We start from the raw sequence: 13,276 nt of genomic DNA on the forward strand, positions 1-13,276 counted from the left end.
GACGCTCGGGCGCCGAACCGCCGCTCCCGTGGGGGGAGTCGACGGTCGGGCCGGCGGGCGGCGGGGCCGTTCCCGCCGCCCGCCGGTCGCCGGGTCACTCGGGGAGGCGGTCCCCGATCAGGGCGAGGTTCTGGATGGCGGCCAGGCCGTACAGGGCCGTGGTGTTGGTGTCCACCCAGGAGGCCCCGCTGCCCTCGACCAGCGCCATGGGGCCGGTGATCCTCTCCGTCTTCCAGGGGGAGGACTCGGAGTAGCCCCACTGGTCCTTGGTGTGGAACTCCCGCCAGGCGCGGGTGGCGTACCTGTCCCGCTCGTCCTTCAGTCGGGAGGCCGCGTAGGCGGTGAGGCGGGAGTGCCCCTGCTGGAGGATGAGGTTGCCGGCGTACCCGCCGAGTTCGGCCTGCTGCTCCTCCCTCGTGGCGCCGTAGAGGCGGCAGTACTGGAGCCACGCCTCCTCGAAGCCCTCGACGTCGGTGATGTGGATCAACTCGGCGCAAATCTCCACCTGTCCGAACATCGCGCTCAGGTGGCTCATCGAGACTTTCTTCTCCGCTTCGGCGAACTCCCCGGTCTCGATGTCGTACAGGCCCTCGCCGGTGCAGAAGCCGTTGGGCATCCGCGCGATGGTGCGCATGGTGGCCTTGAGCTTCTTCTCGGCCTGTTCCGCCTTGGGGCCGCGGCGTTCCCACTCGGTGAGCCAGGCGGCGGCCAGTCCGCTCCAGTCGGTGCCCAGCCCGATGGCCAGCGCCCTGGGGTCGGGCTCGTAGGGCTCGGTGCGGATCTTGCGCAGGGGGTCGAGGGCGAGGAAGGTCTCGTCGGAGTCGACGAGGGCGTGCATGAGGTCGCCGCAGCGCTCGTCGGCGGTGAGGAAGTAGTACGGGCGCCGGTAGACGGCGGTGGAGATGCGCTGCTGCTTGGCGCTGTCGGCGTAGTGCTGGACGCCGTGGCGGGTGCCCAGTCCGGCCCACTTGCCGATGTGGTAGACGTCGACCTCGCCGGTGTGGCGGGTCATGGCCTCGGCGAAGCGGAAGATGTCGGCGCGGCCGGAGCGCAGGTAGGCGTACCACAGCCACAGGTCCGGGGAGAGTTCGGAGTTGTCCCAGGCGTAGCCGCCGACGTCGTACCGCCACTGGTGCCGGTCCGGGTCGTAGGTGTGCATGATGTCGCCGTAGTCCCAGAAGCCGTACCAACGGCGCTGCTCCACCTGGTCCTTGTAGTAGGCGAAGAGGAAGTCCAGGTGGTCCTCCAGCCTCGCCTTGGCGGGCGTGGAGCGGTCGACGGGGGCGAACAGGCCGCCGAAGACCCCGGTGGCGGCGAGGTGTTCGGGCGGCGCCACGAGTTGGGGCGGGGTCCGGACGGCCTCGGCCTGGCGGGCGAGGGTCTCGGCGTCGGGGGTGGCGGCGTTGGCCCAGAACATCAGCTCGCTGGTGCGGGCGATGCCGTAGGGGGTGCCGAAGCCCGGCTCGTGGTCCTCGTAGGTGATGTTGAGGCCCTCCAACTGCTCGGCGTGGGTGTCCTGGCCCAGGCCGTCGTGGTAGAAGCGCAGGTCCATCGGCTGGGCCTCGGGCGACCAGAGCCACAGGGTGACCTCGGCCTCGTCGCCCGCGGCGCCCCGGACGTCGAGCTGGGCGGGGTGCTTGCGCCAGAAGTCGCGCAGTCCGAAGGAGAGTCCGCCGCTCGCCCCGCCGACGTAGCCGAAGCCCGAGGCCCGGCGTCCGCCGCCCGCGGGGATCCAGCCGTGGCCGGGCCTGGTGCGCTTGCGGACGGTGAAGCCGTCGGCGGACAACTGGCCGAGGGTGTAGTCGCCCCAGGTGGGAACGAGGTGGAGCCGGCTGGTGACGCGCTGGTCCCAGGTGGCGGGGTCGGGCAGCTTCTCGCCCTTGACCTGCTTGGCGCGCACCTCGGCGCCGGGGTCGCGGCGCAGGCCGGTGATGCCCCTGACGGCCTCCGACAGCAGGCCCCTGCCCTCGCCGCCGAGGCGAATGTGCCGGTCGTGGGGCTCGTCGCGCATCGGGACGGTGAAGCGCACGCCGAGGCCGCGGATGAAGTCCTTGTGCTCGTCCCCGTCGTAGGTGATGGTGTGCAGCATCCGGAAGGACTCGGCGCCCGCGTGGAAGTACAGGCGGATGCCGAACGGCAGCCAACCTCGTTTCCCCCTGCGGTGCCTGCCCTCGACGCGGACCACCGCCCGTACGGGGCCGTCCTGTTCGACGGTGACCTTCTCGATGTCGCCGTCGAAGCGCTCCCACTTCTGTGAGCCCTGGTCGCCGTCGTCGATCTCCCCCTGGCGGAGGAGGACGAGGCGGCCGTCCCTGGCGATCTCGGTGCCGCCCCTGCGGACGGACTTCACCAGGGACGTGCCGTCCTTGCCGATGCGGACGGTGACGACGCCGGTGTCCACCTCGACGGTGCCGCCCTTGCGGCCGACGGTGACGGCCTTGGCGGGCGCGGCCGGGGCGGCGCCGGGGGCGAGCCGGTAGGAGGAGGCGTTCCCGGCCTCGGGGCCGACGGCGTGCGCGGTCCACTTGACGGTGCCGTCGGGCCAGTAGGCGGTGGTCCAGGTCTGGACGGGGACCCGCCTGCCGTCGGCGGTGGTGAGCGAGAACTCGGTGCCGGCCTTGACGCCGCCCTGGGGCCAGGGCACTCCGAAGGTGTTGCCGGGGGCCTCGCCGAGGCCGCCGTCCTCCAGCCAGGTGATCTTCACCGGACCGTCCGCGCCCTGGGGGCCCGCGGTCGTCGCGGTGGTGCGGGCCGCGTGGGCGGGTGCGCCGCCCAGCAGCCAGGACGCCTGGGCGGCGGCGCCGGCGACGGTCGCGGCCCGGAGGACGCCGCGTCGGGGGATCGAGGACATGGACACTCCTGTTCGTATGTCAGGCACATGACAGAAGAAGGTGTCGCCCGTGCCGTGCCGAGCCCGTTCCGGCCCGGCACGGACGGTGTGGGGGGAGGTGGTGGCGGGGATCAGCGGCGGGCGGACCGCCGTTCGACGGCCACCGCGCAGGCGGCCAGGGCGCCGAGTGCCGGCGCGACCAGCGGCGGCAGCATCCAGCCGGCGACGGCGACCACCGCCAGCCCGCCGGCGAGCAGCAGCGAGCCGCCCGGATCGGTGCGCCAGGCGCGGCGCACCACACGGCGGCCGGTGCGCAGCCAGTCGTCACCGGGCCGCCAGGCGGCGGCCGTGCGCAGTCCCGTGACCGTCACGGCCACCGCGCAGGCGGCCGTGACGGCCCCGACCGCGGTCGCCGCCGGGCCGCCGGGCAGGACTCCGGAGGAGACCACCCGCAGGTCGAAGGCGAGCAGCGCCAGGGCCGCCCACCACAGCAGCGAGAACCGCAGACCCCGGCGGAGGGCCGTCCGCAGGTCGGCGCCGAACTCCCGCCACCCGGCCCGCTCGGCGTCCAGGTACCGCCGCAGGTGCCCGCAGGCCGCGGCGAACGCGGGCAACGCGGTGACCAGGGGAAGCGCGGCGACCAGCAGCCAGACGCCGGCGAGCAGGCACTCGGCGAAGAGGGCGAACCGGGCCGCCAGGGGCCCGCGCTCCGCGGGGTCCGCGGCCGGGCCCGTCCCGTCCGCGGTCTCCGGGTCCGCGCGGCCGGCGGCCACGGCGGGTGCCTCGGTCCTCGTCGTCATCGTCCTCGCCTCACCCCTTGAGCCCGGAGGTGGCCGCGCCCTCGACGAGATGGCGCTGGAAGGCCAGGAAGAACAGCAGGACCGGCAGCAGGGCCGCCATCGACATGGCGATCATGCCTCCGTAGTCGGCGAGGCTGTCCTGGTCCATGAACATCTTCAGGCCGAGCGAGACGGTGTACTTCTCCGGCTCGTTGAGGTAGAGCAGCGGCCCGAGGAAGTCGTTCCAGGCCCAGATGAAGCTGAAGATGGAGCTGGTGATCAGCGCGGGGCGGCACAGCGGCAGGACGATGGTCCAGTAGATGCGCCAGTGGCCGCAGCCGTCGATGCGGGCCGCCTCGTCCAGCTCCCTGGGCAGGTTCCGCATGAACTGCACCATCAGGAAGACGAAGAAGGCGTCCACCGCGAGGAACTTGCCCAGCAGCAACGGCACGTAGGTGTTGACCAGTTCCAGCTTCTGGAACAGCACGTACTGCGGCACCAGCAGGACGTGGACGGGGAGCAGCAGGGTGCCGATCATCAGCGTGAACAGCAGGTTGCGGCCCGCGAAGCGGATGCGGGCGAAGGCGTAGGCCGCCAGGGAGCAGGAGAACAGCACCCCGACCACCGACCCCGCCGCCACGATCAGGGAGTTGAGGAAGAAGGTCTCGATGCCGATGCCCGCGATGCCGTCGGCGAGCCGCTCGTAGTTGTCGACGATCGGGTCGGTGGGCAGCAGTTCGAGGCTGCCCACGATCTCGTCGCCCGGTTTGAAGGACGCGCCGATCACCCACACCACCGGGTAGAGCACGACGACCAGGACGGCCAGGGCACCGACGTGCCACAGGACCGGCCCCAGCCGACGGCGCGCGGCGCCGGCGCGGGCGGGACGGACGGTTCCGGCGGGGGCGCTCATCGGCCTCCCTCCTCGTAGTGCACCCAGCGGCGCTGGGACCAGAACAGGACGGCGGTCACCACGGCGATCCCGGCCAGCAGCATCCACGCCATCGCGGAGGCGTAGCCCATGCGGAGGTTGGAGAAGCCCTGCTCGTACAGGTACCAGGTGTAGACGAGCAGGGAGTCGCCGGGGCCGCCCGCGCGTCCGCCGCCGGGGCCGGCGATCACGAGCGCGGAGGTGAAGATCTGGAAGGAGTGGATGATCTCCAGCAGGAGGTTGAAGAAGACCACCGGGGAGATCATGGGCAGGGTGATGGAGCGGAACCGCCGCCAGGCGCCGGCTCCGTCCACCTCGGCCGCCTCGTACAACTCGCGCGGCACCTGCTTGAGTCCGGCCAGGAAGATGACCATCGGCGCGCCGAACTGCCAGGCGGACAGGGCGATCAGCGTGGGCATCGACCACTCGGGGTCGCCGATCCAGCCGCCGCCGGACCAGCCGAACAGGCTCAGGGACCGGTCCACCACCGCGTCGTCCTGGAACAGGGCGCGCCAGACGATGCCGACGCTCACGCTCGCCCCGATCAGCGAGGGGGCGTAGAAGGCCGAGCGGTAGAAGCCCTGTCCCTTGCGGGGCCTGGCCAGCAGCATCGCCACGCCGAGCGCGAGGGCGAGTTTGAGCGGGGTGGCGATCAGCACGAACACCCCGGTGACCTTCACCGACTGCCACCAGCGGTCGTCGGAGAACATCTCGGAGAAGTTCGCCAGACCGACCCAGCGGGGCGAGTCGAAGAGGTTGTAGTCGGTGAACGCCAGGTAGAGCGAGACGAGCATGGGCCCCAGGGTGAGCAGCAGGATGCCGACGCACCACGGGGAGAGGAACAGGTAGCCGGCCAGGGTCTCCCGGCGGCCCCGCCGCCGGGCGGAGGCGGCGGGCGTGGGGGACGGCGCGGGACGCCGGGGCCGCCGGGCGTCCCGCTCCTTGCCGTCCACGGCCGGGGCGGAGATGTCGGTGCTTGTCACGGAGCTTTCCCCTCGGGTCAGGAGCCGAGCGCGGTCTTCGCCTCGTCGAAGAACTGGGCGACTCCGTCGTCGACCGAGGTGGTGCCCTGGGCGACCGAGCCGTAGATGCTCAGGAAGGCGGCCTCCACGGTGTCGGCGCCGGCCGGGTGCGGCGTGATCGGCTCCAGGTACTCGGTGACGCTGTCCTCGTACTCGGCGATCAGGGCGTCGGCGCCCTTGGGCTCGTACGCCTCGAACTGCGCGTTGGTCGGCAGGACGCCGCGGTTGTAGCCCATGATCTTCCCGACCTCGGGGTCGTTGACCATGAAGTCGATGAACGTGGCGACCTCCTCGGGGTGCTTGGTGCGGGCGGAGGCGCTGAGCATCAGCGAGGAGAGGTACTGCCCGGTCTTCTTGCCGTCCATGGTGGGGATCGGCGCCAGGGCGAGTTCCCTGTCGGTCTCGGAGGTGTAGCGGACCAGGAAGTTGTCCCAGGTGAACTCGGCGGCCGACAGGCCCGCGCTGACCGAGGACTTGGGCTTGACCTGCTCGGACTGCTTGGCCGGGACGAGCAGTCCGGCCTTGCTCTTCTCGTTGTGGTCGCCCCACCACTTCCTCAGGTCGGCCTCGGTGAAGCCGAGCCCCTTCTCGGTGAAGAACGCCTTGCCCTGCTGGCGCAGGTACAGGTCGTACAGGTACATCACGCCGCCGTTGTCGCTGGCGCCCCAGAAGTCCTTCTCCCCGCCGCTGATCTTCTCGACGGCCTTGTCGAAGTCCTCCCAGGTCCAGCCGGGCTCGGGGGTGACGCCGGCCTTCTCGAACGCCTCCACGTCGTAGACGAGGGTGAAGGTGTTGGCGCCCACCGGCACGCCCAGGAGCTTCCCGTCGACCTCGCCGGCCTTGTCCAGGCCCTGCCGGAAGTCGCCCAGGTCCAGGTTGCCCGCCTTCACCTGGGCGTTGAGGTCCAGCAGCAGGTTCTTCTGCCCGTACTTGCGCAGGAAGGCGTGGGAGTTCTGGAAGACGTCCGGCGGGTTGCCGCCCGCGGCCTGGGTGTTGAACTTCGTCCAGAAGTCGCCGTACTCCTGGAAGTCGGTCTTGACCTCGATGTTCGGGTGTTCCTTCTCGAACAGGTCGATGGTCTTGTTGATCAGGTCGGCCCGGTCCTGCGCGCCCCACCAGGAGTAGCGGATCGTCACCGTGCCGCTTCCGCTGTCGCCGCCGGCGCCGCATCCGGAGGCGAGCAGCCCCAGTGCGACAAGACCGGCGCCGAGCGTCCGCAGGCCCGCGGTCCTGCTCCGTCGAGAACTCATGACACGCCCCTCCCGGGCGGGTTCGTCCCGCCATCCCGAGTGCTTGAAACGTTTTAGGCAAGCGCTTGCCGGGCTAACCTAAGGACGAGGGACAGGGGCGTCAACGGTTCGGACAGAATTCGCCGGCGGGCATGCGCGATTCACCTCCGGACATCCGCGCGCCCCACGGGCGGACAGACGAAGAGCCGGGGCTCCGGAAGGCACTGCCGCCTTCCGGAGCCCCGGCTGTCTGTGGGCGATACTGGGATCGAACCAGTGACCTCTTCGGTGTGAACGAAGCGCTCTCCCGCTGAGCTAATCGCCCGGGTGCGTCGCCAACATTACCGCATGTCAGCGACTGCTCGTGACCCCCGCCCCCCGAGGGGACGGCACCGGCTCACCCCTTGATCTCCCACGGCATCGCCAGTCCGTACCACGCCAGATAGACGCCCACCAGGACCGCGGCGACGGCCACGCCGATCGCCGTGAGGAGCATGTTGCGACGCCGAACCTTCGGGTCGAGCGCGCGCTTGGCCGCCTCGGAGACCTTGTGCCGCGTCCACCGCAGGGCGATCTGCGCCCAGACGAACTCCGTCGCCCAGACCGCGAGCCCCGTGAAGATCACCAGCCAGCCCGGCCCGGGGAGCGCGAGCATCAGCACTCCGGCCACCACGATGGCGAGCCCGACGAGGAAGACACCCACCTGCCAACTCAGGTGGAGCGCGCGGGAGGACTTGATGAAGTGCGGCGCCCGCGAACCGAGGGCCCGTTCCTTACTCTCGGTTTCCACCCGCCCCACACTACCGGAGCCGCTCGACCGTTCGCCCGAACGGCAGACCTCCCCAAAAGCCCATTCCGCCATCTGAATGATATGAAGGCCAACAAAAGGGGCAGAGGTGTTTACAACAGTCTCGTAGGTGGCATGTCGACCTCGCCGACGTGCGAATCCCCGAGCGCACACTGAGCGAAAGGCCCTGGCGCTTATGAACACCACGGTCAGCTGCGAGCTGCACCTGCGCCTCGTTGTATCGAGCGAGTCCTCCCTGCCCGTACCCGCGGGCCTGCGGTATGACACGGCCGACCCGTACGCCGTCCACGCCACCTTCCACACCGGCGCCGAAGAGACCGTCGAATGGGTGTTCGCCCGCGATCTTCTCGCAGAGGGTCTGCACCGTCCGACCGGAACGGGCGACGTCCGCGTGTGGCCGTCCCGCAGCCACGGACAGGGCGTCGTCTGCATCGCTCTCAGTTCCCCGGAGGGCGAGGCACTGCTGGAGGCCCCCGCGCGGGCCCTGGAATCCTTCCTCAAGAGGACCGATGCCGCGGTGCCCCCCGGCACCGAACACCGGCACTTCGATCTGGACACCGAGCTCTCCCACATCCTCGCGGAGAGCTGAGAACCACCGAAGCCCCGCTGCCGTCCGACTCGGGGCGACGGCTCGGGGCCCGGCTCCCGGCTGCCGACGACGGCCGTGCCGCCGTCACGGATCACCGTGGCGGCGGCGTCGTCGTGTCCGGAAACGGCTAGAGTCTCACCGCAGCAAGGCCCGCAGGGCTGCCGACGAGACACCGGCCAGGGAGCGACGACCGTGCTGATCAACCATGACACCCGGTGTGCGCTCGACTGCGTCGTCGATCTGCTGAACACCGCCCCCGACGAGCACACGTCCGACTCGCTCACGGACGTCGAGGCCCTGCGCGCCTTCGTCGACCGCAACTCCATCAGCGGCGTGAACGACCTGGACGAGACGGACCTGGCCGCCGTGCGGAGCGTGCGCGAGCGGTTCGGCGAGGTGTTCGCCGCCCCCGACGCGCGCAGCGCGGCCGAGCTGGTGAACACGATGGTCGCCGCGGCCGGGACCACGCCGCAGCTCACCGACCACGACGGCTACGACTGGCACATCCACTACTTCGCGCCGGGCGCCTCCGTCGCCGAGCACCTCGCCGCCGACGGGGGCATGGCCCTGGCCTTCCTGCTCGTCGCCGGGGAGCGCGAGCGGCTGCGCCGCTGCGCGGCCCCCGACTGCCGCCGCGCCTTCATCGACCTGTCCCGGAACCGCTCGCGCCGCTACTGCGACAGCCGCACCTGCGGCAACCGTCTCCACGTGGCCGCCTACCGGGCGCGGCAGCGCGAGTCCGCCGGAGGCTGACCGCGCGGAGCCGCCCCGGAAGGAGGCGGCCGCGTCCGGCCGGGCCGCGCGCCGCGGGGCCCGCGACGGGGCTCACAGCAGGAACAGGTCGTGCACCGCGGCCAGGAAGACCAGGGTTCCGACGACGGCCAGGAAGAGCATCAGCGGAGGCTGGGAGAGGGCGAACAGACAGCCGCGGGCCTCCGCGGGGGCGTCGGGCGGTCCGTCGGGCCGGGACGCGGGCCGGACGTCGGTGCCGGTCCCGAGGTCGGTCCCGGTCCCGAGGTCGGTGCTGGTGCTGGTGCGGGGGAGGCGGTCCCCGGTGGTGTGCTGCATCTCGCCGCGATCATGGCGCAGAACGGACCGCCGTGTGGACCCAACACACCTTCGGGGCAGCGGGGTTCACCGGATTCAGATGCCGTGCTTCCGCAGAATCGCTTCGATGTCCGAGAAGTCGTCCGTGTCGCCGGCACCCGCCGCGGGTCGCCGCTCGCGGTCCTCGCCGCCCAGGGCGGGCCGCGACGCGCCGGACTCCGCCGGGCGCCGCTCCCCCCGCGCGGGTCGGCCGCGCGACCGCCTCCCGGCGGCACGGCCCACCACGTAGAGCACCACCGCGAGGGCGAGCACGCCGAAGCCCGCCCAGACCGTGGGTTCGAGCACCAGGTCGGAGGCCCAGGTCGCCACCGCCCCGCCCACCGTGCCGAACAGTCCCAGCAGGCCGGACATCGCCAGCCCGATGGGCACCAGGGACAGGGCGGCGATACGCGTGGCGGCGGCGTAACGGCGACGGAAGGCCGTCAGGAAGGCGACGGCCAGGCCCGCCGCGGAGAGCGCTGCGCAGACGGTCGTGGTCAGCATCTCTCCATCCTCTCGCCATTCGCCCCGTATGTGCCATGCCTCGTGGAACGGTTCGGGGGGATCTCCGGGGCGCCCTCCTCCCCTCGGCCGAGGCCCGGCCCTTCCGGCGGCGGGTACGCCGGAGCTGGGAGACTGTCACCATGAACGACACCCTCCCCGCCCACCCCACCCGTCCCGTCCTGGACGTCTGGTGCGAGTTGCAGTGTCCCGACTGCCACCGGGCCCTGGCCGACCTGCGCGCGCTGCGCGAGCGCTACGGCTACGCCCTGGAGATCCGGCTGCGGCACTTCCCCCTCGACAAGCACCGCCACGCCTACGCCGCCGCGCAGGCCGCCGAGGAGGCGTACGCGCAGGGGCGCGGCGACGAGTACGTCGCGGCGGTCCTGGCCCGCACCGACGAGCTGGGCAGGCGCGGCGAGGAGCTGCTGCTGGAGGTGGCCCGGGAGCTGGGCCTGGACGCCGAGGAGATGGAGATCGCCCTGATCGACGGGCGGCACACGCTGGTCGTCGACGCCGACCAGGCCGAGGGCCGGGCGATCGGGGTCACCGGCACCCCGACCTATGTGATCGGCGGCGAGCGGTTGGACGGCGGGAAGAGCCAGGAGGGCCTGCTCGAACGGATCGAGGAGATCGCCGACCGGCTGCTGGCCGAAGCGGGCGGCCGGGGCTAGAGCAGCGGTTTGTGCAGGTGGTGGACGGTCGCCCGGTAGCCGAGCGACTCGTACAGCCGCAGGGCCGGGACGTTGTCGGTGCAGACGTTCAGACCGAGCGTGCGCCTGCCCGCCGCCAGGCACTCGCGCTCGGCGGCGAGCATCAGGGTCCGGCCGTGGCCCCGGCCGCGGTGTGCCGGGGCCACCTCGACGTCGAAGACGTGGGCGGCGGACGCCGGCGGACCGCTCAGCGCGAGCCAGAGGGTGCCGACGTCCGTGTCCCGGTGGACCAGGACCCGCAGGACGGCACCGGCCGTGCCGGGTCCCCGGGGCAACAGCGCGGCGTGGGCCTCCCCCGCCCTGCGCCCGGCCTCCTCGGGCGGCAGGCCGAGATCGGTCCAGAACCGGGCGGCCCCGGCCCGGCGGGCCTCCAGCCACGCCGGGTACTCCGCCGCCTCCACCGGGCGCACCACGCTGCCGGCGGGGAGGGCGGGGGGCTCGGACAGCTCCTTGCCCATGGTCCGGTTGTGCTCGGCGTAGCCCAGCGCGGCGGCGAGCCGCAGGGCGGGGCCGGCGTCCGCCGGGACGCTCGCCTCGACCCGCCGACAGCCCCAGCCGCGCAGCACCTCCTCCGCGGCGAGCGCGGCGACGGTGGCCCGCCCCCGGCGGCGGTCGGGTTCGTCGACGACGATCTCCTCGATCCGGCCGACGGACGGGCCGAAGCGTTCGTCCGCGGCCAGTCGGACGCGGCCGACGGGCCGGCCGTTGACGCGGATGTCGTACGCGCGCGAGCGGGCGCCGTCCTCGGCGCGCCGCTCCGGTCCGGTGGGGCGCAGGGTCGTGGTCATCGCCTGGTTCCTACCCCCGCGGCGCGCCGCTGTCACCGGGGCGTCGGGCGGGCGGTCCTCACGGGTCGACGTCGGCCGCGGAGCGCTCGGCGAAGACCCGCATCGCCTCGGTGGTGACCGGTCCCGGAGCGGGCAGTTCGCGGTCGTCGATCCGGTGGACGGCCTGGACGTCGCGGGTGCTGGAGGTGAGGAAGACCTCCTCGGCCCGCGTCAGCACGTCCAGCGGCAGGTCGGTCTCCTTCGCCCCCAGCCACTCCAGCACCAGGGCGCGGGTGATGCCGGCGAGGCAGCCGGAGTCCAGCGGCGGGGTGTGCAGCTCCCCGTCGAGGACGACGAAGACGTTGGTGCCGGTGCCCTCGCACAGCCGGCCGACCGTGTTGGCGAACAGGGCCTCGGAGGCGCCCTGCCGGTGGGCGCGGGCGAGGGCGACGACGTTCTCGGCGTACGAGGTGGTCTTCAGGCCGGTCAGCGCGCCCCGCTCGTTGCGGACCCACGGCACGGTGATCACGGCGGTGGTGTCGGGACGCCGCTTGATCTCGCCCACCGCGACGACCAGGGTGGGCGGGGCGTCGCCGCGGTCGGAGCCGAGCGGGGACAGCCCGCCGGTGTAGGTGATCCGCAGCCGCCCCAGCGGCACGGGGTTGGCCTCGACGACGGCGGCGCAGGCGCGGCGCACCTCGTCCGCGTCGGGCTCGGGCAGGCCCAGGCCGCGGGCGGAGGCGGCGAGTCGGTCCAGGTGGCGGGTGAGGGCGAAGGGGCGCCCGTCGACGACCTTGGCCGTCTCGAAGACCCCGTCGCCGACGGTCAGTCCGTGGTCGAACACGGACACCCGTGCGCCGTCCGCGTCGCGCAGCTTCCCGTCCACCCAGATCCGCGTCATGGTGTTGTTCCTCCGGTCCTGCCTGCCGTGCTCGTCGCACGCGCCGCGGCGGTCTCGGGGGCCGCCGCCCCGTACGTCCCCGACGCTACCGCGAGCAGCCGGGACGCCTTGAGCTCGGTCTCCGCCCACTCCCGCTCCGGGTCCGACCCCCAGGTGATGCCGGCGCCGGTGCCGAAGCGCAGCACCGGGCCGGCGGGCGCGGCGCGGTCGATCCAGAAGGTGCGGATGCCCACGGCCAGCTCGCCGGTGCCGCGGTCGGCGTCCACCCAGCCGATGCCGCCGCAGTACGGGCCGCGCGGGGCGGTCTCCAGGGAGCGGATGACGCGCAGGGCGCTGGACTTGGGGGCGCCGGTGACCGAGCCGGGCGGGAAGGTGTGGGCCAGCAGGTCGGCCCAGCCCCGGCCCGGGGCCAGTTCGCCGCGGACGGTGGAGACGAGGTGGACGAGGCCGGGGTGGGGCTCGACGGCGCACAGGGCGGGGACGGTGACCGAGCCGGTGGCGCAGACCCGGCCGAGGTCGTTGCGGACCAGGTCGACGATCATCACGTTCTCGGCGTGGTCCTTCTCCAGCAGGTCCGCCGCGTCGCGTCCGGTGCCCTTGATGGGGCGGGACTCCACAGTGCGGCCGCGGCGGCTCAGGTACAGCTCGGGCGAGGCGGTGGCGACCTCGACGCCGTGGGCGGGGAGGCGGACGGTGCCCGCGTGGGGGGCGGGGTTGCCGCGCGCGAGGAGCGCGGTCAGCTCGTCGGGGTCGGCGGCGTCCGGGTCCGGCAGGGGCGCGGTGAGCACCCGGCAGAGGTTGGCCTGGTACACCTCGCCCGCCGCTATGTGCTCGCGTATCCGGCGCACTCCGGCGGTGTAGGCGTCCCGGTCCAGGGAGGACGTCCAGGCGTCCGCGGCCGGCCCCCGCCATCCCCCCGGGCGCGGACGGGGCACGGCGGCGGGCCGGACGTCGCCGAAGCGGGCGCAGACCAGGCGTCCTTCGAAGTCGGCGACGACCGCCCACCAGCCCGTGGAGTCCAGGGCCGCGGGATCGCTGGTGACGTCCCGCAGGTCGGAGGCGACGAGGCCGCCGAAGCGGGCGAGAGGGGCCGGATCGTGCACGTGGCGAGTCTATGGCG

General features: G+C 72.7%; 14 protein-coding genes and 1 tRNA gene. 3 read left to right on the plus strand and 12 right to left on the minus strand.

The features are described 5' to 3' along the window. Window positions 1-94: 94 nt before the first annotated feature. The 7 genes from ABD335_RS10345 to ABD335_RS10375 form a co-directional block, all read right to left on the minus strand. Window positions 95-2,851, minus strand: coding sequence for an exo-rhamnogalacturonan lyase family protein (locus ABD335_RS10345; RefSeq protein ID WP_344321879.1), 2,757 nt, complete (start codon window positions 2,849-2,851; stop codon window positions 95-97). 110 nt (window positions 2,852-2,961) lie between these two features. After that, on the minus strand, window positions 2,962-3,630 hold the full coding sequence (locus tag ABD335_RS10350; protein WP_344321880.1) for a hypothetical protein: 669 nt from the start codon (window positions 3,628-3,630) through the stop codon (window positions 2,962-2,964). A 10-nt stretch (window positions 3,631-3,640) separates the two neighbouring features. Then, window positions 3,641-4,522: a carbohydrate ABC transporter permease gene (locus ABD335_RS10355; RefSeq protein WP_344321881.1), complete on the minus strand. Its 882-nt coding sequence runs from the start codon at window positions 4,520-4,522 to the stop codon at window positions 3,641-3,643. Continuing rightward, on the minus strand, window positions 4,519-5,523 hold the full coding sequence (locus tag ABD335_RS10360) for a carbohydrate ABC transporter permease (RefSeq protein ID WP_425583593.1): 1,005 nt from the start codon (window positions 5,521-5,523) through the stop codon (window positions 4,519-4,521). The genes ABD335_RS10355 and ABD335_RS10360 overlap by 4 nt, the downstream gene beginning before the upstream one ends. A 17-nt stretch (window positions 5,524-5,540) precedes the next feature. After that, window positions 5,541-6,812 (minus strand): ABC transporter substrate-binding protein, encoded by a 1,272-nt coding sequence (locus ABD335_RS10365; protein ID WP_344321882.1) that lies wholly within the window; start codon window positions 6,810-6,812, stop codon window positions 5,541-5,543. Window positions 6,813-7,044: 232 nt separating this feature from the next. Beyond that, window positions 7,045-7,116, minus strand: a tRNA-Val gene (locus ABD335_RS10370). A 72-nt stretch (window positions 7,117-7,188) separates the two neighbouring features. Continuing rightward, entirely contained in the window at window positions 7,189-7,653 is a 465-nt protein-coding gene (locus ABD335_RS10375; RefSeq protein ID WP_344321884.1) for a TIGR02611 family protein, read from the minus strand. 121 nt (window positions 7,654-7,774) lie between these two features. On the opposite strand from ABD335_RS10375, the gene ABD335_RS10380 reads away from it, so the two are divergent. Further along, complete coding sequence (locus ABD335_RS10380) at window positions 7,775-8,188, plus strand: SsgA family sporulation/cell division regulator (protein ID WP_003959770.1); 414 nt, start codon at window positions 7,775-7,777, stop codon at window positions 8,186-8,188. Between the two features lie 192 nt (window positions 8,189-8,380). Then, the gene (locus ABD335_RS10385; RefSeq protein WP_344321885.1) at window positions 8,381-8,941 is read left to right on the plus strand and encodes a CGNR zinc finger domain-containing protein; all 561 of its coding nucleotides are present in this window, start codon (window positions 8,381-8,383) and stop codon (window positions 8,939-8,941) included. A 72-nt stretch (window positions 8,942-9,013) separates the two neighbouring features. Here ABD335_RS10385 and ABD335_RS10390 read toward each other — a convergent pair whose 3' ends face one another. After that, window positions 9,014-9,256: a hypothetical protein gene (locus tag ABD335_RS10390; RefSeq protein WP_344322149.1), complete on the minus strand. Its 243-nt coding sequence runs from the start codon at window positions 9,254-9,256 to the stop codon at window positions 9,014-9,016. A gap of 75 nt (window positions 9,257-9,331) precedes the next feature. Then, complete coding sequence (locus tag ABD335_RS10395; RefSeq protein ID WP_344321886.1) at window positions 9,332-9,778, minus strand: hypothetical protein; 447 nt, start codon at window positions 9,776-9,778, stop codon at window positions 9,332-9,334. 140 nt (window positions 9,779-9,918) lie between these two features. Here ABD335_RS10395 and ABD335_RS10400 point away from each other — a divergent pair, with 140 nt between their 5' ends. After that, window positions 9,919-10,449, plus strand: a complete 531-nt coding sequence (locus ABD335_RS10400; RefSeq protein ID WP_344321887.1) for a DsbA family protein — start codon at window positions 9,919-9,921, stop codon at window positions 10,447-10,449. Here ABD335_RS10400 and ABD335_RS10405 read toward each other — a convergent pair. From ABD335_RS10405 to ABD335_RS10415, 3 genes are read right to left on the minus strand one after another with little or no spacing between them, the layout of a single operon-like run. Continuing rightward, a complete protein-coding gene (locus ABD335_RS10405) occupies window positions 10,446-11,276 on the minus strand; it encodes a GNAT family N-acetyltransferase (RefSeq protein WP_344321888.1) in 831 nt (276 codons plus the stop codon). The genes ABD335_RS10400 and ABD335_RS10405 overlap by 4 nt on opposite strands. Window positions 11,277-11,334: 58 nt before the next feature. Further along, window positions 11,335-12,156, minus strand: a complete 822-nt coding sequence (locus ABD335_RS10410; RefSeq protein WP_344321890.1) for an aminotransferase class IV — start codon at window positions 12,154-12,156, stop codon at window positions 11,335-11,337. Further along, window positions 12,153-13,259: a chorismate-binding protein gene (locus tag ABD335_RS10415; protein ID WP_344321891.1), complete on the minus strand. Its 1,107-nt coding sequence runs from the start codon at window positions 13,257-13,259 to the stop codon at window positions 12,153-12,155. Before ABD335_RS10415 ends, ABD335_RS10410 begins: the two co-directional genes overlap by 4 nt. Window positions 13,260-13,276 lie beyond the last annotated feature (17 nt).

It is taken from the genome of Streptomyces macrosporus (assembly GCF_039533145.1).
Taxonomy (GTDB): Bacteria; Actinomycetota; Actinomycetes; order Streptomycetales; family Streptomycetaceae; genus Streptomyces; species Streptomyces macrosporus.